Raw genomic sequence first — 21,053 nt, forward strand, 5'->3', positions numbered from 1 at the left:
CTTGCGGCTTCAGGCCCAATCGGAAGAAAAAATCCCGGCGACGTCCTACTCTCCCACACGGCTTCCCGTGCAGTACCATCGGCTCCGAAGAGCTTAACTTCCGAGTTCGGGATGGATCGGGTGTGGCCTCTTCGAAATCATCACCGGAAACTTGTGGGTCCCATCGACGCTGCTCACGCAGCGGATTGTTCTCTGGCTTGCGCCGGACTCGTAACCCGAATCCTGTGCGTTAACTCAATGTTTGCCCTAGAGATATGGTAAAGCCGCACGACCTATTAGTACCGGTTAGCTCTTGGATTGCCCCAAATCCACACCCGGCCTATCAACCTCGTAGTCTACGAGGGGTCTTTAGAAGCTTGCGCTTGGGACACCTTGTCTTGAGGCCGGCTTCCCGCTTAGATGCTTTCAGCGGTTATCCGTTCCGTACATAGCTACCCAGCTGTGCCACTGGCGTGACAACTGGATCACTAGGGGTACGTCCAACCAGGTCCTCTCGTACTATGGTCAGCTCCTCTCAAGTATCCTTCGCCCACGGCAGATAGGGGACCAAACTGTCTCACGACGTTTTAAACCCAGCTCGCGTACCGCTTTAATCGGCGAACAGCCGAACCCTTGGGACCTGCTCCAGCCCCAGGATGCGATGGGCCGACATCGAGGTGCCAAACCGCGCCGCCGATGTGAACTCTCAGGCGCGATCAGCCTGTTATCCCCAGAGTACCTTTTATCCGATAAGCGATGGCCCTTCCATTCGGAACCACCGGATCACTAACGCCTGCTTTCGCACCTGCTCGACCTGTCGGTCTCGCAGTTAAGCTCCCTTGTGCGTTTGCACTCTACGCCTGGTTTCCAATCAGGCTGAGGGAACCTTCGCACGCCTCCGTTACGTTTTAGGAGGCGACCGCCCCAGTCAAACTGCCCACCAGGCAGTGTCCCTCGTCCGGATTACGGACGCAGGTTAGAATCCCAGAACATCCAGAGTGGTATTTCAACGTTGGCTCCATCGAACCCAGAAGCCCGACTTCAAAGCCTCCCACTTATCCTACGCAGAATGTCCCGAAACTCACTGCCAAGTTGCAGTAAAGGTTCATGGGGTCTTTCCGTCTTGCCGCAGGTAGAGGGTATCTTCACCCCCAATACAATTTCGCTGAGTCCCTGGTCGAGACAGCGGGGATGTTGTTATGCCATTCGTGCAGGTCGGAACTTACCCGACAAGGAATTTCGCTACCTTAGGACCGTTATAGTTACGGCCGCCGTTTACTGGGGCTTCGGTTCACTGCTTCGCTTGCGCTGACAATCCCCTTAACCTTCCAGCACCGGGCAGGCATCACACCCTATACGTCGTCTTTCGACTTAGCAGAGTGCTAGGTTTTTAGTAAACAGTCACAACCCCCGATTCTCTGCGACCTCCCGACGCTCTGCTGGGCGAACCAGCTCACGTCAAAAGGCACACCTTCTCCCGAAGTTACGGTGTCAGTTTGCCGAGTTCCTTAACCAGGGTTCTCTCACGCGCCTCGGAATATTCTTCCCGCCCACCTGAGTCGGTTTGTAGTACGGTTACGGAAGAAGCTCAGTACGCGGCTTTTCTTGGAAGTGTGGAATCGCCAAGTTGCTAGACCGAAGTCTAACCTCATCACCTCTCGGCCTTGAAGCTCCGTTTGTCTCTCTCGAGTCCTAGAGCTCCAGCCTACGGGCTTGAACACGGTATCCATGCACCGTGCTTGACCTATCCTACTCCGTCCCCGCTTACGTCAACGCTACCCTCCGTAGCACAGGAATATTAACCTGTTATCCATCACCTACGCCTTTCGGCCTCGGCTTAGGTACCGGCTAACCCATGGGAGGATTATCCTACCCCAGGAAACCTTGGGCTTACGGCGACCGAGTTTCTCACTCGGTTTATCGCTACTCATGCCTGCATAAGCTCTTCTCTGGCCCTGTACCGGTCCTTTCGGTCCGGCGTGTATCTGCCAGAGAATGCTCTCCTACCACTCTTTCAGAGTCCGTAGCTTCGGTGCTGACCTTTAGCCCCGTTACATTTTCGGCGCAGACTCGCTTGACCAGTGAGCTATTACGCTTTCTTTAAAGGATGGCTGCTTCTAAGCCAACCTCCTGGTTGTCAATGCGTTTCCACCTCCTTTACCACTTAGGTTAGACTTTGGGACCTTAGCTGACGGTCTGGGCTCTTTCCCTCTCGACAATGGAACTTATCTCCCACTGTCTGACTCCCGGATACTAGTTACGGGAATTCGGAGTTTGATTGGGTTTGGTAATCTGGTAGGACCCCTAGCCCATTCAGTGCTCTACCTCCGACGGTATTCGTCCGAGGCTATACCTCAATACATTTCGCGGAGAACCAGCTATCTCCCAGCTTGATTAGCCTTTCACTCCTATCCTCAGCTCATCCCCTTAATTTTCAACTTAAGTGAGTTCGGTCCTCCAGACGGTGTTACCCAATCCTTCAACCTGGCCAAGGATAGATCGCTAAGGTTTCGGGTCTACGCCATGCGACTGGACGCCCTGTTAGGACTCGCTTTCGCTCCGGCTACACCTCACGGCTTAACGCTTGCCACACAGCGCAACTCGCAGGCCCATTATGCAAAGGTACGCGGTCACACGTTCCGACCGAGGTCGGCATAGTGCTCCCACCGCTTGTAGGCGTACGGTTTCCAGGTACTATTCACTCCCCTAGCCGGGGTGCTTTTCACCTTTCCCTCGCGGTACTTGTTCACTATCGGTCAGTCAGTAGTATTTAGCCTTACGGGATGGTCCCCGTGGATTCTCGCCGGATTGCACGTGTCCTGCGATACTCGGGTATCTGCTACGGTCTGTCTCGCTTTCGATTACCGGGCTGTCACCGTCTATGGCCGACCTTTCCATGTCGTTCGTCTAGCAATGCTCGCCGATGTCGCAAACCCTTACAACCCCAAAGGACTTTCGTCCTTTGGTTTAGGCTCTTCCCCGTTCGCTCGCCGCTACTTGGAGAATCGATGTCTCTTTCTTTTCCTCCAGGTACTTAGATGTTTCAGTTCCCTGGGTTGGCTACGTACGGCTATGTATTCACCGCACGTTCGAACCATGACGGTCCGGGGTTTCCCATTCGGATATCTCCGGATCAAAGCCCGTTAGCGGCTCCCCGGAGCTTTTCGCAGCTGTCCACGTCCTTCTTCGCCTCTGACTGCCTAGGCATCCACCATACGCCCTTCGTAGCTTTGCCTTATCCCTAAGGCACGCATCGAGCTCACACACAGGATTCGATCCACGAGTTCCGTGAATTTCCTCCCGCCGCTGCTCCAAAGAACATTCAATAAACGACCTATTTCAGTTTCCGATCGGTGCCGTGCCGCGCTGCTATGAGGCGGTCGGTGACCGTTCTGAAGAACGAACCTAAAATCGACCTCGGCTTCGCGCTCGCGCGCTCGCTGAGGGTCGACCCTTGAGAGAGGTCTCGCTCTTCTATTCTGTTTTCAATGAACCGGGGACGGCCAAGCGGTGCGTCTTTAAATCTTGTGGAGCCGAACGGTTTCGAACCGATGACCTCCGGCTTGCAAAGCCAGCGCTCTCCCAGCTGAGCTACGGCCCCGTGAAAAGTCGTGGGCCAGGGCAGACTTGAACTGCCGACCTCACGCTTATCAGGCGTGCGCTCTAACCACCTGAGCTACTGGCCCCTTCCGTGTGATGGGCTGGGCCTCTCGCTTGGCGAGCTCGCGCTCGCCTGTAGAGGCTTGCTACCAGAGGGGCTCGCTCCTCCGGCTTGCGCCGGAGCCTCGCTCCCTGGAAACTGAATCGTACGCTTCTGTCTGACAGGCGCTCCGTTTTACCGGGTGCGCTCGTGGGCCATGACTCTAGTTGCTTCCCGCTTTGCCCGAAGGTTCAGCTGGGAGAGCTCCTTAGAAAGGAGGTGATCCAGCCGCAGGTTCCCCTACGGCTACCTTGTTACGACTTCACCCCAGTTACCGGTCACTCCTTGGGACCCTGCCTCTCTTGCGAGTTGGCTCAGGCACTTCTGGAGCAAACGACTCCCATGGTGTGACGGGCGGTGTGTACAAGGCCCGGGAACGTATTCACCGCTGCCTGCTGATCAGCGATTACTAGCGATTCCAACTTCAAAGAGTCGAGTTGCAGACTCTTATCTGTACTGAGGACGGTTTTTTCCGATTGGCTCCCTCTCGCGAGTTCGCGACGGTTTGTGCCGCCCATTGTAGCACGTGTGTAGCCCTGGACATAAGGGCCATGATGACTTGACGTCATCCCCACCTTCCTCCGATTTAAATATCGGCGGTCTCATTAGAGTTCCCGGCATGACCCGCTGGTAACTAATGATAGGGGTTGCGCTCGTTGCGGGACTTAACCCAACATCTCACGACACGAGCTGACGACAGCCATGCAGCACCTAACTACAGATTCTCCGAAGAGCACCCCGAGACTTCTCCCAGGTTCCTGCATTTTCTAGCCCAGGTAAGGTTCTTCGCGTTGCGTCGAATTAAACCACATGCTCCACCGCTTGTGCGGGCCCCCGTCAATTCCTTTGAGTTTTAGCCTTGCGGCCGTACTTCCCAGGCGGGGTGCTTAATGCGTTGGCTACGGCACCACGGGGAGTCAATGCCCGTGACACCTAGCACCCATCGTTTACGGCGTGGACTACCAGGGTATCTAATCCTGTTTGCTCCCACGCTTTCGTGTCTCAGCGTCAGTATTCGTCCAGTTGGCCGCCTTCGCCACTGGTGTTCCTCTCGATATCTACAGATTTCACCCTTACACCGAGAATTCCACCAACCTCTCCGATACTCAAGCCAAACAGTATTGAGTGCACTTCCGGGGTTGAGCCCCGGGCTTTCACACCCAACTTATCTGGCCGCCTACACACGCTTTACGCCCAGTAATTCCGAACAACGTTTGCACCCTCTGTCTTACCGCGGCTGCTGGCACAGAGTTAGCCGGTGCTTGCTAAGGAGATACCGTCATCGCCGTGGATGTTAGCCACGTCTTATTCGTCTCTCCCCACAGAGCTTTACGACCCGAAGGCCTTCATCACCCACGCGGCGTCGCTGCGTCAGGCTTTCGCCCATTGCGCAAGATTCCCCACTGCTGCCTCCCGTAGGAGTCTGGACCGTGTCTCAGTTCCAGTGTGGCTGATCATCCTCTAAGACCAGCTACCCGTCTTCGGCTTGGTAGGCCATTACCCTACCAACTACCATGATGGGCCGCGGGCTCATCCTCGAGTGTAAGCGTGAATTCAGAGGCCTACTTTACCTCACTCCCTTTCGAGAGCGTGGTCTTATGCGGTATTAGCGCTCCTTTCGGAACGTTATCCCCGCTCGAGGGTAGATTACCCACGTGTTACTCACCCGTGCGCCACTGTACCGGGGCCGAAGCCCTTTCTCGTTCGACTTGCATGTGTTAAGCGCGCCGCTAACGTTCGTTCTGAGCCAGGATCAAACTCTCCAGTTAAATTCTGGTAGAGCTGCTCGACGCCCTCGACTCTGCGACCTCGCGGTCACTTCGTCTCGAGTCGTCGACTCTGACTTGTGTTTGGAGAGTCACTTCGGCTCGACCTCGGACCGGGGTGATCCGAGCGGCCTCGCGCTCTCCGTTGAGCCCACTTCTGTCGAAGTGAGCGTACGATTCAGTTTTCAAGGACCGAGGCAGCTTTCCCGTTTCCAGGACCCGCTGCTTGCGGGGAGGGGCTTTTTACTTCCGCCTCGTTGCGCCGTCAAGAAGTTTTTTCTTCTTTTCTGGCTCCCCGAAGGCCGCTTTCGCTTCCTTCGTTTCGGGAGGGCGACTTCTATCTTCGCCGTCCCGACTCGTCAACGACTTTTTTGGGGTCGTTTTTCGAAGGCTGAGGTGCCCGGGGGCGCCATCAGCGGGAGCGGCAACTTAGGGCCACGGCGGCGCGGCGTCAAGAAATTCGTGGAGGTGCGTCGAGCGCGAGGGCCTTCCCCCCTTTTGTCGTGGCGGCTGGGCGTTCGAGGAGCGCGGGGGTGCTCCTGCTCCGGCGCCGGTGGGAGGATCCTCATGTTTGAGGCGCGCGTTCTCGCGCGGATCCCCGCAGTGACCCCGTCGCACCACCAGGCGAAGCGCCGCCCTTCATCGCGCGGAACGCCGCCGAGTTGGGGAGTGGGGCGTCGGCGGCAGAGGAGCGCGGGGGTGCTCCTTCTCCGGCGCCGGTGGGAGGATCCTCATGTTTGAGGCGCGCGTTCTCGCGCGGATCCCCGCAGTGACCCCGTCGCACCACCAGGCGAAGCGCCGCCCTTCATCGCGCGGAACGCCGCCGAGTTGGGGAGGGGCCCGCCGGCGCCGGAGAAGGAGCGCCCCCGCGCTCCGTTGGCTTTTCGCGCCTATCCGCGGCGGGTGACGAGCATCTTGGGCGCCGTGTACTCGAGGACGGCGTGCGCGACGCCCTCGCGCCCGAGGCCAGAGTCCTTCATGCCTCCGTACGGCATCGCGTCGCTGCGGAAGCTGGGCGTGTCGTTCACGACCAGGCCGCCCACGTCGAGCGCGTCGAACGCGAGATCGATCGCGCGGGCCGAGTCGGTGAAGAGGCCCGCTTGGAGGCCGTAGCGGGAGGCGTTCACCTCCTCGAGCGCCTCGGCGAGCTCGGCGTACCGGCGCACGACCAGCACGGGGCCGAAGGCCTCTTCCTCCACCACGCGGAGGCCGCGAGGTTCTCCTTGGCAGGTCAGCACCGCGGGGCCGAGCCTCGCGCCGTCGCGTCCTGCGCGGTGCGCGGCGCGCACTCCCGCCGAGCTCGAGGCGAGCGCCTCGTCGACCCACGCGTCCACCCGGGCGGCGCTGGCGGCGTCGATCATCGGGCCGAGCACGCCCACGGCGGCGGTGGGCTCCTCCGGGGCGAGCCTCGCGGCGCGCTCGGCGAGCCCGGCGAGCACCTCGTCGAATAGTGTATCATGCACGTAAATTCGCTGGGTCTTGATGCACACCTGACCGGCGTAAGCGAAGGCGCTCGTCGTGAGCGCGTCGAGCGCGCGGCCGAGCTCGGGGGCGTCGTGGTGAACGATCGCCGCGGCGTTTCCGCCGAGCTCGAGGAGGGCGCGCTTTTTCGCGCACCGGGCCTTCAGCGCGTAGCCCACGCGGTCGCTGCCGGTGAAGGTGAACACCGCGAACGCGGGGTCGGCCACGAGCTCGCCGGCGAGGGCGTCGGACGTGGGGAGGACGATCATCGCGTCGGGGTGGAGGCCGGCCTCCCTCACCAGCCGGCCGAGGGCGAGCGCCGACAGCGGCGTGCGCGGCGAAGGCTTCACGAGCACGCTCGCGCCGCAGGCGAGCGCCGGGGCGACCTTGTGCGCGACCAGGTTCAGGGGGAAGTTGAACGGGGAGAACGCGAGGACGGGGCCGAGCGGCACGCGCTCGTAGCGCCCCGCGTAGCGCGCATGCGACGCGACGCGGTCGAGCGAGAGGACCTCGCCCCGAGGCTGCGTGGCGCACTCGGCCGCGAGCTCGAACGTGGTCGCGGCCCGCTCGACCTCGGCCCGCGCGAGGGAGATGGGCTTGCCCGCTTCACGCGCGACGAGCTCGGCGAGCTCGGCGGCCTCGCGGCGCAGCCCCGCCGCGACGCGCGCGCAGGCGTCGCGGCGCGCGTGGCTCGGCGCCCGGCGTAGCTCGCGGAACGCGGCCTCGCTCGCGGCGACGGCGCGCCGACACAGACCCACGTCGGCCTGCGCCACCTCGGCGAACGGCTCGCCGGTCCACCGGTCGTGCACGGGCAGCCGACCACACGCCTCGACCCGCGCGCCGCCGAGCCACATGTCTGTAGTATGCATGTAAGGTTCTCAGACGCCCGCGCCACAAAACAGCCGCGGCGCCTCGGAGTAGACCGAAGCGCCGCCGCCGTGTCACGCGTTCTCAGGTGCGCGTCAGGTGCGCGTTCGCCCGCTCACTGGCCGGAGAGGGGCCCCTGAACGTAGAGCGCGATCTCGCGGACGGTGTCGAGGTTGCCGCCGAAGTAGCGCAGGCGCTTCTTCGCGCGGGTGCAGGTGTCCTCGTCGAGCCCCGGCTTGCAGACCGGCTCGTTCGCGACGCCAGCGCGCTGGTAGGTGTGCTGGCCGGTGACCCCGTCGGTGGCCGTCACGACGAACGTGCTGGCCGCGAAGTCGTTCGCGTACTGGAGCATGCGCGCGCCGGCCGTGCGCTGCACCTGTCGGCCGGTCATGGTCTCCTTGCCATACGAGCGCGCCGCGTACTGGATGCCCGTGAGCGGATCCTGGTAGCGGACCTGCTGGTTGAGGGGGACGCTGAGCGAGCCGTCGCTGTCCGGGTACCAGATGCGCATCTGGTTCGCCCAGTCCATCGTGAGGGTCGTGGACCCGTAGATGTAGTTGAAGATGATGGCGGGGAACTGCTGCTCCCACCCGACGAGCGGGTTGATGCGCACGGCGCCGGCGGGGTAGCCGAGCGACGTGGTGCCGGGGTCGGCCTGCGCGAAGCGGTCGAGCGGGAGCCACTGCACCGGATCGGCGCTCACGGCGAAGCCCGGCTGCTGCGGCATGACGTACGGGGCGTAGAACGTGTTGTCGTTCTGCAGGAGGCTCGCGTTGAGGCGGCGCATCTGCTCGGGGTAGATCGTCGCGTAGTTGATGTTGCGATCGCGGCCGTCGATGTAGTCGTCGCGGCTGTTCTGGAGGAAGTTGTTGTAGGCCTCGTTCAGGTAGAACTGGACGTACACCTTCTCGTAGTAGCTGCCGACCCAGCGCAGGTAGCTGCTCCACTCGTAGCCCTTCGAGTAGTCGTACTCGTTGTGCATGTAGCGCACGCCGCCCTGGCCCACCTTGAGGGTGAAGGCAGGGGGCGTGGTCTCGCTCTCCGACTTGCAGAGGTCGTCCGCGTAGTACTCGGACACCTCGGCGTAGCTCTTGGTGGCGCAGGTGTCGGTGAAATCGCGGCTCTTCGAGTAGCGGTACGCGCCCGGCTCTGGCCGTGTGAGCACCTTGATGAACTCCTCGAAGCCCATCGACGAGGCCAGCGCGTGGGTGAGCAGCAGGTCCTCGTGTTCGAGGTAGACGCCCGCGTCCGAGCCGAGGTCCGGGAGCAGGAGGCCCATGGCCTTCGTGGTCGCGGTCATCTTCTCGAAGTACCTGTAGAGCGTACGGTCGACCGCCCCCTCCACGTTGAACATCACCCGGTTGCGCCGGAAGTTGTCGAAAATGTAGCGATTTTCGTACGAGGCGATGAAGTACTGCGCCTGCTCGTAGAGGTCGGCGCCCGCGTCGTGGCGATACACGAGCACGTTGCCGCCGTCGGCGAACTCGTCGGAGCTGAACATGTACGGGTGTCGCGCGAAGCCGTCGGGCGACTTGTTGAACGTGCCGCCGTAGTCGATTTCGCCGAACTCCTTCGAGCGGGTCGTCCCCGACGCGTCCACCATGTCGTAGATCTTGCGGTAGTCGAGCAGCTGCCCCGTGCACTTGGCGCTGAGCGGATCGCTCGGCGAGCCGCCCTCACAGGTGCCGACCGTGTTGAAGAGATCGTGCAGCTTCCAGTACGAAGGGACGAGGAACGGACCGAGCACGCCGCCGGTGTTCGTCTCGGCGAGCAGCGGGTAGTAGTTCGCCTTGTTCCCCACGTCCGAGTCGACGTCGACGTCGACCAGGTCGGCGTACATGTTCCGCATCCAGGCCTTGTCGTATTTGCCGAGGCCGTTCATGTCCTGTGCGGTGTCGCCCGGGTAGTCCATGACCGTGGACTGGCCCCACTTCGTGAGGAGGCCGTTCTGCTCCTTCTCGGTGACGGGGTCGAACCAGCGGCCGCCCACGCAGTCTTCGCCGTTCGTGTGCGGCTTGTAGGACTTGACCGTGCCGACGCCCTCCTGCTGGCAGAGCTTCTCGGCGCCGTTGCGCGTGCGGAGCTGCCAGTACTGGGTGTGGAAGTTCAGGGCGTCGAAGTTGCCCGCGAAGTTGTGGCGCAGGCCCATCGAGTGGCCCATCTCGTGGAGGATGACCGAGATGTGGAACTGCTCACGGAGCCACTGGAAGAGGTCGCGATCGCGCTTGGCCTTCTTGGCGGCGTAGTCCGGGTCTTCTCGGTCGGGCAGCGGGTAGAGCTTCTGCGCCTGGCGGGCGAGGCCCATCTGCGCGGTCGGCTCGGGCGCCTGCACGCTGCACGACGCGTGCTCGTGCGCGCGCGAGTCCTTCTGCCGCTGGACCCAGCGCCGGAGCTCGGGGTTCATGCCGCGGAGCGGGGACACGCGCGCGAGCATCGCGTCGTTCGCGATGGGGCCCACGTTGCGAGCGTCGACGCCGGCCGCGACCTGCATCTCCTTGGTGGCGAGCAGCGACTCGAACTTCGAGCCGACGAACTGCTTGCGGCGGGCCTCGATCTCGTTGTTGCGGTCGAGAGGCACACCCGAGCGCTTGCGGGTCTCGGCGCGGGCCTTCAGCTTACCCCGCATTTCCTTGGCGCTGAGCTTCTCGTTCGCCCGGAGCTTGCGGCGCGGCAGGAAGTTGCCGTTGCCGTCCGCCGAGGCGATCGAGTCGAGGCGCGACTGCACCTCGGCCTGGCTCAGCACCTTGGGCTGGAACGCGTTCTGGCCAAAGTTCGACGCGCGGGCCCAGTCGAGCATGTACTCGCCCGAGGTGACCTGATCGTCGGTGATCTCGCCGTTCAGCCAGCGGAGGTAGTCGGCCGTGCCCTGCACCGCGAGATCGAGGATGTGGCCCCACTCGTTGACGCTGGTCTGGACCTTCTCGCCGGTGAGGGGATCGTCGCTGTCGACCATGATGCCCCAGGGGGACGGGTCTTGCGGCGTGTTGATGATGTTGACCGAGTTGTAGCGGAGGTCGCCGATGCGCGCCTCCGTGCCCACCTTGCCGCAGGCCTTGTCGTCCGACTCGATGACCGGGCTGTGGCAGAGCACGAAGATGTCTTCGATGTCCTTCGCGGCGCCCTCGCGCTTGGCGATCTGCTCTTCGCTCGTGACGAAGGCGGTCGCGTCCTTGTCGACGCGGAGCGCGTCGGCCCTCTTGCCGGCCTGGATGGCCTGCTTGGCCGAGACGTTCCACTGCTCGAGCGCCACGGCGGTGGAGGGGAACAGGTCGGCGGGGCCGTCCTTCCCGTAGTACCAGGGGATCTTCCTGGTCTTGCGCTCGTTCAGCGGGAGGGTGCAGCGGTGCGCCAGGGTGTCGCAGCGCGAGCCCGGGTGCGCGACCTTGCCGTCGACGAGGAACTCACACTCGTCGTCGGTCTTGTTGTTGTTGCCGTCGAGGATCTTCCAGCGGTTCGACTCGCGGGCCTGACCCTGCGCGATCGAGCTACCGGCGAAGGGCTTGCCGCTCGGATCGGGGATCGGCAGGCCCGTGGTGGCGTCCCGCGCGCCGTCGGCGCGGAACTTCATGACGTCGCCGTTCTCGTCGCGCCAAAAATCGGTGTTGCACTGCGCGAACAGCTCCCGCCCGCCCACGTTCTGGCTGATGTGGCTCCGCTCGAACATGTTGTACTTCGCGGCGAGCCGGTGCCACTTGGTGTCGAGGATGCCGTAGTTGCGCTCGTACCCGTAGCGGTCGGCGTAGAAGGCGCCGAAGGCCTCCATGCGGTTGCCGTCCCAGTCGCTCGGCTCGAAGTCGGTCTCGACGACCTTCCGGAACGAGAGGCGCAGGGTCAGCTCGGTCGGGTTGCAGTTGCCCGCCGGGTGGATGCCGTAGAAGTAGCAGGCGGGGAAGGCGCCCCACGGAGTGTCGATCATCTGCGGCGTGGCGAAGGCCTTCGTCGCGACGTCGAAGTAGCCCTCCTCCGCCGAGAACACGGGCGCGTCGGGGCTGTCCGGGTCTTCGACCTTGTACTCCATCGGCGAGAACTTCACCGCGCCGTACAGGCCGATCTGGGAGAGGGTGTCGACCTCGTAGCCGTCGGTGACCAGGTTCTTCGACCAGTCGACCCGCATGTACTCGCGCTGGTACCAGGGGCGGTCGGTGTTGTTCTCGACGATGACGTTCATCTCCTCGCCGGTGGAGGAGTTGTAGTCGCGCCGAACGTCGAAGTGGCTCTCGATGGTGAACATGCCGACGACCTGGCCGTCGTTCGTGCGCCGCGAGCCCTTGTGGTCGGAGTCCTGGATGCGCTCGAAGGTGGAGCGGGCGATGAGCGCGCGCTCCTGCACCTCCCACTTGATGCGGTTGGTGGGCTGCGCGTAGGTGGCGGTGAAGAGGCCGTCTTGCGCCGCGCCGTAGGGCACGTCGATGACGGTGTTGCGCATGTAGAACTCGGGGTCGTCGTTCGCATCGCCGAGCTTGCCCAGGAAGAAGCTCTTCGGCATGGCGTTCGGCTGAACCCGGTTGATGGGATCACGCTCGCCGGCGCACCCCACGGAGGTCCAGACCAGCCCCCCCACGAGGGCGCTCATCCCGAGTCGTCTCATCCACTTCGCGAACATCCCGGCCTCCTTGACCTGCACGCCCCTGAATCTCGTCAGGCGCACGCGCGGGCTACGCAACATCCGTTCCACAGAAACTACTTGAGCCATTTCAGGCAGATACCCAAGAACTGGGGTGCCCTCGGCGGCCCTCGTCAGGGCGCTAACCGTCGGGGCCGTGCGCCGATCGCCGAGGCCACGCCTGGCCCCGGCCCTCGCGGCGCGGTCACTTAGACCTCCGGCGGTCGGGGCGTCAAGCGGGAGCGCCGCGCGGCGCGCCCGCCTCGCAGCGCTTCTTGTCCGGCGCCGCGGGGGAAACTACGCTATGGCCTCGCCATGCGGCCCGGCTCAGCGCACCTCGCGGCGAAGGCACGCCGCGCCCCTGCGGCGCGCGCGCCAGGGCTGGCTGCGCCACGTGCGCCACGTGCGCCACGTGCGCTGGGCGCGCTCGTCGCGCTCACGGCGGTGGCAGCCCTTCACCACGCCGCCTGCGGCGGGCCGCGAGGCCCGGCAGGGACCGCCGCCACCCCCGAGGGCCGCTGCGACGCGCTCGACCGAGCCGACGTGCGCGTCGGCTGCCCGTGCCCCGCGGGCCTCGAGCCCCTCGGCGGCGGATGCGTCAGCCAAGCGGGGCGCGCCCCCGCGTGTGGGCCGCGGGTCGACCCGGCCGACGTCGCGTGCGCGGCGGTGCGTTGCCCTCGCGGCGCGGCGCTCGATCCCACGCGGGGTGCGTGCGTCACGCCGAGCGAGCTCGGGGCCCTGCCCGACGTGACCTGGCTCGGCCTCCACGAGGGCGAGCGGCTCGAGTGCCCCGACGGCGGGACGCTCGAGCTGGCGCAAGGCCACGTGGCGTGCCGCGTGCGCGGCGCGTGCAGATTCCACACGATCTGGAATGGGAAGGAGTGCGCGAGGCCCACGGCCTGCCCCGCGGGCTCGTTCCGCGAGCTCACCCGCGACGAGGCCCCACGTCCGGCCGCCGGCGACGCGGGCGACGCGGGCGACGCAGGCGACGCGGGCTCACGCCGGCCCGCCGACCTCGCGACAGCGACGACCCGCGAAGGCACGAAGTGCACGTCGCTGCTCGTTGGGCGCGCCGTCGACCTGGGCGCGTGGCTGCGGCACGTGGTGGAGCCGGAGCTCTGCGCGTTGCTCCCGCTCGGTCCGGTCGAGAGCTACCTCGTCGAGGCGAGCGCCGTAGGCAACGAGCTCTCGGCGCTCTCGATCGCGATCGACCCCGCGCGGCCCACGCTGGGGGGGGCGCCGACGGGCCCCGCGCCATCGACCCCAGGCGCCACGCAACAGCTGCTCCGCCGCGCCATCGAGGCCCTCGCGGAGGGCCTCCGCTCGCTTCGCTTGGAGACCAGCACGACCCGGGCGACGCGCACGATCACCTGCCCCGCGCGGCCCGCGCCGGCGCCGCGCATCGAGCCCAAGGAGCCGCCCGACGCCGGGTGGTGAGCGTAGGGGGCGCGCCGCTCGCGTTCGCAAGAATGGGACAGCGGGGCTCTGCGGGACTCAGGTCCAGTGGCCAGCGCGCAGCGCGGCGCCGTCGATGACCTTCACCTTGGGGGCCATCGCCTCGCGGAAGTTCTCTTCGTCTTCGTCGTCCATGATGGCCTCGCCAAAGCCGCTGGCGATCTCCATGCCCGTGGCGAGGATGCGGAGAAACTGCGCGAAGCTGGAGGCGGCCAGGGTGGGCACCCACTTCTCTTGGCCGCTCATCGCCGTGTACACGGGGCAGTCGCCCTCGGGATCGGGCTTGGAGACGTCCAGAAAATAGGGATCGCCAAGGAGGGCGCTCTCGCCCACGACCACCCACGAGCCGCGCCAGTCGGTCGCGGCCCCGCCTTCGCCGGACTTCGCCGCGGCCTGCGCCTGGGCGAGCTCTTCCGCCGGGATGAGCCGCACCTTCTCGACCGGGGTCGCGGTCTCGACGCGCACCGGGTTCGCCTCGAGCAAGAAATGGCGGTAACGCGTGGGAATTTTGAAGCTTTTCTTCAGTTCGTCGACCAGCGGGGCCGCGGCCTTGCCCAGGGTGTAGTCGAGCTTGCGGCGCTTGAAGCTGTCCTTCAGGGCGTCCACGGCTTCTGCAAGATCACTGTCCACGGCGGCCTCTTTGTTGGCTCGATTTCCGCTTGCTTCGAGCCGGCGAACGTAGCACCGATTCGGCGCCAACGGGCCGATTTCGGCCGCTAGCCGGCTAGCCGACGACCTGGCCATTCTCCCAGCGGTAGAACCCCTCGCCGCTCTTCTTGCCGAGCTTGCCCGCGCGGACCATCTGCCGGAGCAGCGGCGGCGGGCGAAACTGGTCGCCGACCTCGCGGTGGAGGTGCTCGAGGATCGCCAGGCGCACGTCGAGGCCGACGAGGTCAGTGAGCTTCAGCGGCCCCATCGGGTGGCGGTAGCCAAGCTCCATGCCGCGGTCGATGTCCGCGACGCTGGCCACGCCCTGCTCGACCATGCGCATCGCCTCGACGCCGAGGATGACGCCCAGGCGGCTCGTCGCGAACCCGGGCACGTCGTTCACCACGATGGGGGTCTTGCCGAGGGACTTGGCGAAGTCGAGCGCGCGCTCGACGGTCTCGGCGCTGGTCTTGAGGCCGCGCACGACCTCGACGAGCTCCATCACGGGCACCGGGTTGAAGAAGTGCAAGCCGACCGTGCGCTCCGCCGCGCCCAACCGACCGCCGAGCTCGGTGATCGAGAGCGACGACGTGTTGGTCGCCACGAGCGCGTTCGCCGAGAGGACGGGGAGCACACCGGAGAGCAGCTCGGCCTTCGCGGCCATGTTCTCGACGATCGCCTCGATGACCACGTCGGCGCCGTCGCACGCGGTGGCCGCGCTTGGCGCGAGCGACAGGTTCGACATCGTGGCGTGGCGCACGTCGCTCGTCAGTTTGCCCTTCTGCACGAGCTTCTCGAGCTGCGCGGCGATGTCGGCCAGCGCCGCGCGCGCGCGCGCCTCGTCGACGTCGGTGAGGCGGGTCGGGTTGCCCTTCGCCGCGGACACCTGCGCGATGCCCCGACCCATCGTCCCTGCCCCCAGCACGGCCACCGTCTTCATCGTCATCGTCGCTCCTCCGGCGCCGGGCGCGCCCGCGCGCGGCTCACCCGTCGTAGACGAGGCCGCGACTCCCGTCGATCGTGATCCACCGCAGACGCTCGAGAGGGGCGCCGTCCGCCACGTTCACGCGCTGCGCGGTGTAGCTGACCCCGAGGGTGCTGCACCCCGCGATGCACGGCTTCCCGAGGCTGCGCGCGATGATGGCGGCGTCGGAGGTGAGGCCGCCGCGTGTGGTGACGATCCCCGCGGCGGCGCGTATGCCCGGCATGTCCTCCGCGCTGGTCTCGATGCGGACGAGGATGACCGAGGCGCCCTCCGCGGCGAGCCGCACCGCCTCCGCGGCGTCGAAGACGATCTGGCCGCGGGCGATGCCCGGGCTCGCCCCCTGCCCGCGGGCCAGCACGGGCTTGCCTTCAGTCTCGCTCATGAGCGAATGAGACCGCAAAAACCGCCGCGGTGGAACCGAAACGATCTCGTGGGGAACGTCTGGGAGCTCACCGTGAGCACCTCCGGGGCCGCGAACCAGTTCATGGTCTGCGGAGGTGCGTGGGGCACCTGGGATTTTCCCGACACTCCGCGCGCGGAGCGCCCTTACTGGATGAACGAGAACGTCCGCAGCAACATCGTGGGCTTCCGCTGCGCGCGCGGCGCGCTCTGAGCTGACGGCGGGCTACGCCTCCGCGCGGACCTTGCCGTCGCTCTCGGGCTCGTCCTGGTCGTCGTCCTGGTCGTCGTCGTCCTCGTCGGGCGCCTCGGACGGCTCGGGGTCGGCCGCGGGCTTGCCGCCGCGCAGGGCCGCGAGGTCGGAGCCGCACGGGCACTTCGCGGGCACCTTGTCCTTGTGGTACACGCGCTCGCACGCGCCGCACACGCGGGCGTCGGGCTCGTAGGCGATGAGCTTCTTGCTCGCGGCGCAGCGGCGCCCGACGACCTGGAGGCCGTCCAGAAGGAGCGTGGTGCCCGCGTGCTCGGACGGCTCCGGGAGCCGCTCGATGATCGCGTCTTTGACATCGATTTTCTTGGGGATTCTGGCGAGCGCTTCGCGCACGATCCACGCGGCGGCCTGCGGCTGGCTGCGGGCCGACACGCGAAAGACGAAGTCGACGTCTTGTTCGTCCTTGCCCGAGAGCACGAGCGACTCGCTGCCGGCCTCGTACGAGATCGCCTTCATCTTCCACCAGGGGATGCGGCGGGGCTCGCCCTTCTCGTAGGCCACGCCCGGATCGCCGACGCGGATGGCCGCCTCGCTGGAGGTGCCGAACCAGATCGCGCCCGCGAGGAGCACCGCACCGCCCGCGAGGACGAAGAGCGGAATGTTGTACTGGTTGCCCGCGCCCTCGGCCGGCACGAAGTGCCCGTAGAGGTACCCCCAGACCCCCGCGCCCACGCCCGCCGAGCCGAGCGCGCCGGGGACGCGCACGAGCCACCGGTTCGACGAGCTCTGCGGGAGAAACCGCCGCTCGAGCCGCTGGCGCTTGTTGCTCTTCTTCGTGGAATTCTTCGACATGTTCGCTCGCTCGTGGGCGCTGATGGGGCGGACGCTACTTCGCGAGGAGGGCGAGCGCCTCCCGGAGGAGGGCGGGGAGCTCGGCTTCTTCGACCCGTGAGCCCAGCGCCGCCACCGCGCGCTCGGCCTCGCCCGCCTTGTAGCCCATTTTCGTGAGCGCGCCGAACAGGAGGTCGCCCTTCGATGCGGGGCTCGAGGCAGGCACGCCGAGCGGCTCCCCCCGCGGACGCGCCGGGCCGCCCGGACCGAGGGGCCCCTCGGGGAGCTTGTCCTTCAGCTCGAGCAGCAGGCGCTCGGCCGTCTTCTTGCCCACCCCCGGAATGGAGGTGAGCGTGTTGAGCTCCTTTCGCGCGATGGCCCGCGCGAGCTCAGGCGCAGGCAGCGCGCTCAAGATCGAGATGGCGGTGCGCGGGCCCACGCTCGCCACGCCGATGAGCACCCGAAAGGCGGCGCGATCGGCGTCGGTCGCGAACCCGAAGAGCTGGAGGGCGTCTTCGCGCACGTGCGTGTGCACGAGGAGCGTGCCGCGCCCGTCGGCGTCGAGCCGCGCTCGGCCGCGCGTGCCGAGCGGCGCGGTGATTTCGTAGCCGACGCCGCCCACGTCGACGAGCAACGAGCCGTCGAGCTCCTCCACGAGGAGACCTGTGAGGCGCGCGATCACCGGCGCCTCCGGCGGCGCGCCCTCTCTGGACGACGCGCGAGCCCCACGACCACCGCGCCCGCGACGGGAAGCGTGGACACCCTCAGCGCTTCGCGCCCTGGGCGATCCAGCGGCGCACGACGTTGCGCTTGTCCTCGGGGAGCGGCACGGCCTTGCCAGAGGCGCTGTTCGGCATCCCGACGCCGCAGCCCTGGCTGCCGCAGTCGAGCGAGCAGATGTCGCCGTCCATCTTCAGCATGAGGAAGCTCGCCTTCGGATCGCCTGGCACCACGAGCGTCTGCTTGGCGTACTTGAGCGATTTCTGGCCCACGAGGCCCTTGTAGACGTCGTCGGGCTTGTCTTTGCCGAGGAAGAGGGTGTTGTTCCCGCCGACCGGGTTGCCGTGGCAGGTGGCGTCGGAGCACGACGTCTCGTAGATGGGCTTCACGTCTTTCGTGAAGTCGACGGGCGGGTTCGTGAGGTCGAGCCCAGCGGTGACCGGCGCGGGCGCACACGCCGCGGCTTCGGGGTCGCTGGAGCAGCCGACGGCGGCGATCGCGACGGCCCCCGCGAAGGCGCCGACGATGGCGAAGGTTGGGCCGACGAGAGAGGCGCGGGAGGCGCGCGTGGCGCGGGAGAGGAGCGTTCGCATCTCGCCTACCCCTACCACAAACCTCGCCTCCTCGCCTCCTCAGCCACTCCTCCTCGACTTTGGCGAACCTCAGGCGGAGCGGCGACGGCGGAGGCGCCCCACCACGAGCCCGAGCGCACCGAGCCCTGCGAGCAGCGCGCCACCGGAGCTGGCGTTGCCGCTCGCGCCCGAGGTGGAGCAGTTGCTGCGGAGTGACCCGTCCGACCCGGAGCCGCCGGCCATCGCCGCCGCCTCGCTGCGCGGCGCCTGGCCGACGACGTCGCAGCCGTCGTACACCGGGCACAGAGGCTCGTTCAGCTCGCGCGTGACCTGGCGCGTGGTGCCGAGCAGGCCCTGGTCCGGCGAGGCGGCGAGGACGAGGTCCTCCGTCAGCGCGGCGTGTGCGAGGTCGGAGCGCATGCGCGTGGTGCGGATCTGCGCGCCCGAGACGACGCGGCCGAGGAGCACTCCGAGGTCCTCGTCGCGCACCTCCGCGGCGGTCTTGCCGGGCTTGCCGTCCACCGGAGGGATCGCGGAGTAGTCGTCGTCGGCGTTGCGCGGCGGACCGCCGGGACCCCCAAAGCCGCCGGGGCTCGGCACGAAGCCGTTGCGGATCGCGCTGTCGAGCTGCTGGGTGCTGACGCCGATGCTAGACTCGAGCTCCCAGCCGCGGCCGGGGGTGGCGGCGGCCTTGGCAGCGCGCACTTCCTTGAAGTTGCTCGCGTTTTTTGTCCAGTCCCACGCGATATCTTCAGCCTTCACGGTGAACATCGGGAAGTTCGTCGACTCGTAGCGGCCCTGGCCGAGGACCCACAGGGAGATGCCGACGACTGCGCCCGTGCCCGCGGCGACCATGCGGAGCGGGAGCGTGACCGTGGACCCCGAGGTGGTGACGCGCACGGGCCGCATCGACTGCACTGTGGCGCCTGGCCGGAGCTTCATCGCGAGGAAGTTGAAGTGCTCGGTCACGTACGCCGCGACGACGGGCTTCACGTCCGCGGGGATGGAGAAGCCGTTGGTGGCGAGCCAGTCGTTCAGGGCCTGGGGGTTCGTGGCCTGGAGCTGCACGGTCTCGTAAGGACCGACGACCTCCTGCTTCGTCACCGTGACGCCGCCTGGCGCCGCGGAGCCGGCGTCGGAGAACCCCGCGGACTGCGGCGCTTCGTTGCGGCGGTCACAAACGGGCGGGGGCGGGCAGTTCCGCGGGGGCGCGACGACGCCGACCTGGGTCATGCCGTCGAGCACCGAGAACACGAGATCGGCGGAGAGCCCCACCTGCGCCTCGCCGGCGATCGGGAGCACCCAGGCGAACGAGGCGGGCGAGCCTTGGTAGCGGATCTGGTCGTAGAGAGTGGACTGCCCTTGGCCTACCGAGAGGATCATCCGGTGGTCGGTCACCACGGTGTTGTTCTCGGGAGGCACGAAGCAGCCGCCGCAGGCCTCCGCCGAGCTCTCGGTGAGCAGGGCAGTGCCGAGGACGAGAGAGGCGAGGCAGGCGAGGTGAAGGCGGGTCATGGCCTTGGCTGTAGCACGGTGCGTACCAAGCGCAAAATACCGAGAAATCTCGGAAGAGGGCCCCTGTGGCCCGCCCAGCGCGGCACAGGCTGACTCGAGTTGACACATTCTTGGCGGCCGCCTTGCTACGGCCCCGCAGCCGCCACCGGCGCCTCCGCCCAGAGCGCGCCGCGCAGATCGCCGACCTTGTATCCCGTGGCGCGATCGTCCGGATACGCCGCCCGCAGGGCCTCCCGGACCTCGGGCGCGAGGGAAGCGGGCTCGCCGTGGCAGGTGAGGCACACGCCCTCGACCGCGATGGGGCGTAGCACGTGGGCGACGCCCCCTTGGACCTCCCTCACGCCCTTCACGTCGCCCGCGCTGCGCTCCCCCTGCGCCTTGAGCCAACCGTCGACCCAGGGCGGGGGCGCGTTCGCGGCGCTCCGAAGGCGGAGCGAGCCGCGGCCCACACGCGTCGTCGACTGGGCTCCGGCGCGCACCGCCAGGGCCTTCGCGTCGGACCGGCACACCTCGACGGCGAGCTTCGGGCCACCTTGCTTCATGGCCTGTTGGAGTCGCTCCCGCAGCGCCGTCGCGTAGAGAGAGGCCGCGGCGTCCGCGCGGGTGAGGGCGGCCTCGTCGCGACGGGAGTCGCGACCGCAGCCGAGCGAGCCGAGCGAGCCGAGCGAGCCGAGCGAGAGCAAGCAGGAGGCGAGGACCCAGCGCTTCATGCTCGTGTGAGCCACCTCGCGGCCCGCGAGGTTCAGGGCGACCCCTCGCCTCCTCCGCTCGCCCTGCGGGGCTCACTTTCAGGTTCGCGCCCGCGGCCTGCTAAGGTCGAGGCGTGATCGACGTCCGCGCCCCCACCCTCGAAGAGCTCCCGGCGGTCGCCGCGCTGGCCGCGAAGCTCGTGCGGCTCCACGAGCGCTTCGATCCGCAGCGGTTCGTTCACCTCGACGATCCCGAGGCGGGCTACGCGAGGTTCCTGCCGCGGGTGCTCGGCGACGCGAAGACGGTGCTGCTCGTGGCGGTCTCCGCGGGGCGGGTGGTCGGCTACGCGTACGCCACGCTCGAGGGGCTCGACTACTTCGCCCTGCTCGGACCGTGCGGAAAGCTGCACGATCTCTACGTCGACGACGACGCGCGCGGGCTCGGCGCCGGGGAGGCGCTCGTGCGGGAGGTGAAGGCGGAGCTGCGCCGTCGCGGCGCCCCGCGGGTGGTGCTGCTCACCGCCACCCAGAACGCGCCGGCCCAGCGGCTGTTCGCGCGCGCGGGGTTCCGCACGACCATGCTCGAGCTCACCGCCGAGATCGAGGAGCCCTGACGCTGCCGGCCGCGGAGGTTCGCGCTCCAGGCAAAACG

Annotated in this window: 13 protein-coding genes, 2 tRNA genes and 3 rRNA genes; 3 read left to right on the forward strand and 15 right to left on the reverse strand. The window is 66.5% G+C overall.

What is annotated here, in order from left to right; all coding sequences use genetic code 11:
• Window positions 1-32: 32 nt before the first annotated feature.
• The 7 genes from rrf to IPQ09_16995 all read right to left on the reverse strand — a co-directional run bounded on the left by rrf (window position 33) and on the right by IPQ09_16995 (window position 12,397).
• A 5S ribosomal RNA gene (gene rrf, locus IPQ09_16965) occupies window positions 33-148 on the reverse strand.
• 106 nt (window positions 149-254) lie between these two features.
• Window positions 255-3,214: ribosomal RNA gene (locus IPQ09_16970) — 23S ribosomal RNA — on the reverse strand.
• Window positions 3,215-3,507: 293 nt separating this feature from the next.
• A tRNA-Ala gene (locus IPQ09_16975) sits at window positions 3,508-3,580 on the reverse strand.
• Between the two features lie 11 nt (window positions 3,581-3,591).
• Window positions 3,592-3,665, reverse strand: a tRNA-Ile gene (locus IPQ09_16980).
• A 226-nt stretch (window positions 3,666-3,891) separates the two neighbouring features.
• Window positions 3,892-5,448, reverse strand: a 16S ribosomal RNA gene (locus tag IPQ09_16985).
• The 16S, 23S and 5S rRNA genes sit together here with 2 tRNA genes alongside, the layout of an rRNA operon.
• An 887-nt stretch (window positions 5,449-6,335) precedes the next feature.
• The gene (locus IPQ09_16990; GenBank protein MBL0195882.1) at window positions 6,336-7,775 is read right to left on the reverse strand and encodes an aldehyde dehydrogenase family protein; all 1,440 of its coding nucleotides are present in this window, start codon (window positions 7,773-7,775) and stop codon (window positions 6,336-6,338) included.
• Between the two features lie 113 nt (window positions 7,776-7,888).
• Window positions 7,889-12,397 (reverse strand): hypothetical protein, encoded by a 4,509-nt coding sequence (locus IPQ09_16995; protein ID MBL0195883.1) that lies wholly within the window; start codon window positions 12,395-12,397, stop codon window positions 7,889-7,891.
• 294 nt (window positions 12,398-12,691) lie between these two features.
• On the opposite strand from IPQ09_16995, the gene IPQ09_17000 reads away from it, so the two are divergent.
• Window positions 12,692-13,813 carry a hypothetical protein gene (locus IPQ09_17000; GenBank protein MBL0195884.1) on the forward strand — a complete coding sequence of 374 codons (1,122 nt, stop codon included), beginning with the start codon at window positions 12,692-12,694 and terminating at the stop codon, window positions 13,811-13,813.
• A 57-nt stretch (window positions 13,814-13,870) separates the two neighbouring features.
• Here the strand turns inward: IPQ09_17000 and IPQ09_17005 are convergent, their stop codons facing one another.
• From IPQ09_17005 to IPQ09_17015, 3 genes are all read right to left on the reverse strand, one after another.
• Window positions 13,871-14,368 (reverse strand): SMI1/KNR4 family protein, encoded by a 498-nt coding sequence (locus IPQ09_17005; GenBank protein MBL0195885.1) that lies wholly within the window; start codon window positions 14,366-14,368, stop codon window positions 13,871-13,873.
• A gap of 187 nt (window positions 14,369-14,555) precedes the next feature.
• A complete protein-coding gene (locus IPQ09_17010; GenBank protein MBL0195886.1) occupies window positions 14,556-15,419 on the reverse strand; it encodes a 3-hydroxyacyl-CoA dehydrogenase family protein in 864 nt (287 codons plus the stop codon).
• A 43-nt stretch (window positions 15,420-15,462) separates the two neighbouring features.
• Entirely contained in the window at window positions 15,463-15,846 is a 384-nt protein-coding gene (locus IPQ09_17015; GenBank protein ID MBL0195887.1) for a hypothetical protein, read from the reverse strand.
• Window positions 15,847-15,852: 6 nt separating this feature from the next.
• On the opposite strand from IPQ09_17015, the gene IPQ09_17020 reads away from it, so the two are divergent.
• Complete coding sequence (locus IPQ09_17020) at window positions 15,853-16,077, forward strand: hypothetical protein (GenBank protein MBL0195888.1); 225 nt, start codon at window positions 15,853-15,855, stop codon at window positions 16,075-16,077.
• Window positions 16,078-16,089: 12 nt separating this feature from the next.
• Here IPQ09_17020 and IPQ09_17025 read toward each other — a convergent pair whose 3' ends face one another.
• The 5 genes from IPQ09_17025 to IPQ09_17045 all read right to left on the reverse strand — a co-directional run bounded on the left by IPQ09_17025 (window position 16,090) and on the right by IPQ09_17045 (window position 20,422).
• A complete protein-coding gene (locus tag IPQ09_17025) occupies window positions 16,090-16,926 on the reverse strand; it encodes a hypothetical protein (GenBank protein MBL0195889.1) in 837 nt (278 codons plus the stop codon).
• Between the two features lie 34 nt (window positions 16,927-16,960).
• Complete coding sequence (ruvA, locus tag IPQ09_17030) at window positions 16,961-17,587, reverse strand: Holliday junction branch migration protein RuvA (GenBank protein ID MBL0195890.1); 627 nt, start codon at window positions 17,585-17,587, stop codon at window positions 16,961-16,963.
• 82 nt (window positions 17,588-17,669) lie between these two features.
• The gene (locus IPQ09_17035; protein MBL0195891.1) at window positions 17,670-18,218 is read right to left on the reverse strand and encodes a hypothetical protein; all 549 of its coding nucleotides are present in this window, start codon (window positions 18,216-18,218) and stop codon (window positions 17,670-17,672) included.
• A 69-nt stretch (window positions 18,219-18,287) separates the two neighbouring features.
• A complete protein-coding gene (locus tag IPQ09_17040) occupies window positions 18,288-19,712 on the reverse strand; it encodes a DUF2330 domain-containing protein (GenBank protein ID MBL0195892.1) in 1,425 nt (474 codons plus the stop codon).
• A gap of 125 nt (window positions 19,713-19,837) precedes the next feature.
• Window positions 19,838-20,422, reverse strand: a complete 585-nt coding sequence (locus tag IPQ09_17045) for a DUF3365 domain-containing protein (protein ID MBL0195893.1) — start codon at window positions 20,420-20,422, stop codon at window positions 19,838-19,840.
• A 113-nt stretch (window positions 20,423-20,535) separates the two neighbouring features.
• Between IPQ09_17045 and IPQ09_17050 the strand changes: the two genes are divergently transcribed.
• Window positions 20,536-21,015 (forward strand): GNAT family N-acetyltransferase, encoded by a 480-nt coding sequence (locus tag IPQ09_17050; GenBank protein MBL0195894.1) that lies wholly within the window; start codon window positions 20,536-20,538, stop codon window positions 21,013-21,015.
• The last annotated feature ends 38 nt before the right edge of the window (window positions 21,016-21,053 follow it).

It is taken from the genome of Myxococcales bacterium (genome assembly GCA_016720545.1).
Lineage (GTDB): Bacteria > Myxococcota_A > Polyangia > Polyangiales > Polyangiaceae > JAAFHV01.

Coding starts and splice junctions, on each gene's coding strand:
- IPQ09_17045 (MBL0195893.1), bottom strand. CDS start 20,422: ATGAAGCGCTGGGTCCTCGCCTCCTGCTTGCTCTCGCTCGGCTCGCTC.
- IPQ09_17035 (MBL0195891.1), bottom strand. CDS start 18,218: ATGCGAACGCTCCTCTCCCGCGCCACGCGCGCCTCCCGCGCCTCTCTC.
- IPQ09_17010 (MBL0195886.1), bottom strand. CDS start 15,419: ATGAAGACGGTGGCCGTGCTGGGGGCAGGGACGATGGGTCGGGGCATC.
- IPQ09_16990 (MBL0195882.1), bottom strand. CDS start 7,775: ATGCATACTACAGACATGTGGCTCGGCGGCGCGCGGGTCGAGGCGTGT.
- IPQ09_17025 (MBL0195889.1), bottom strand. CDS start 16,926: ATGTCGAAGAATTCCACGAAGAAGAGCAACAAGCGCCAGCGGCTCGAG.
- IPQ09_17040 (MBL0195892.1), bottom strand. CDS start 19,712: ATGACCCGCCTTCACCTCGCCTGCCTCGCCTCTCTCGTCCTCGGCACT.
- IPQ09_17015 (MBL0195887.1), bottom strand. CDS start 15,846: ATGAGCGAGACTGAAGGCAAGCCCGTGCTGGCCCGCGGGCAGGGGGCG.
- IPQ09_17020 (MBL0195888.1), top strand. CDS start 15,853: ATGAGACCGCAAAAACCGCCGCGGTGGAACCGAAACGATCTCGTGGGG.
- IPQ09_17000 (MBL0195884.1), top strand. CDS start 12,692: ATGCGGCCCGGCTCAGCGCACCTCGCGGCGAAGGCACGCCGCGCCCCT.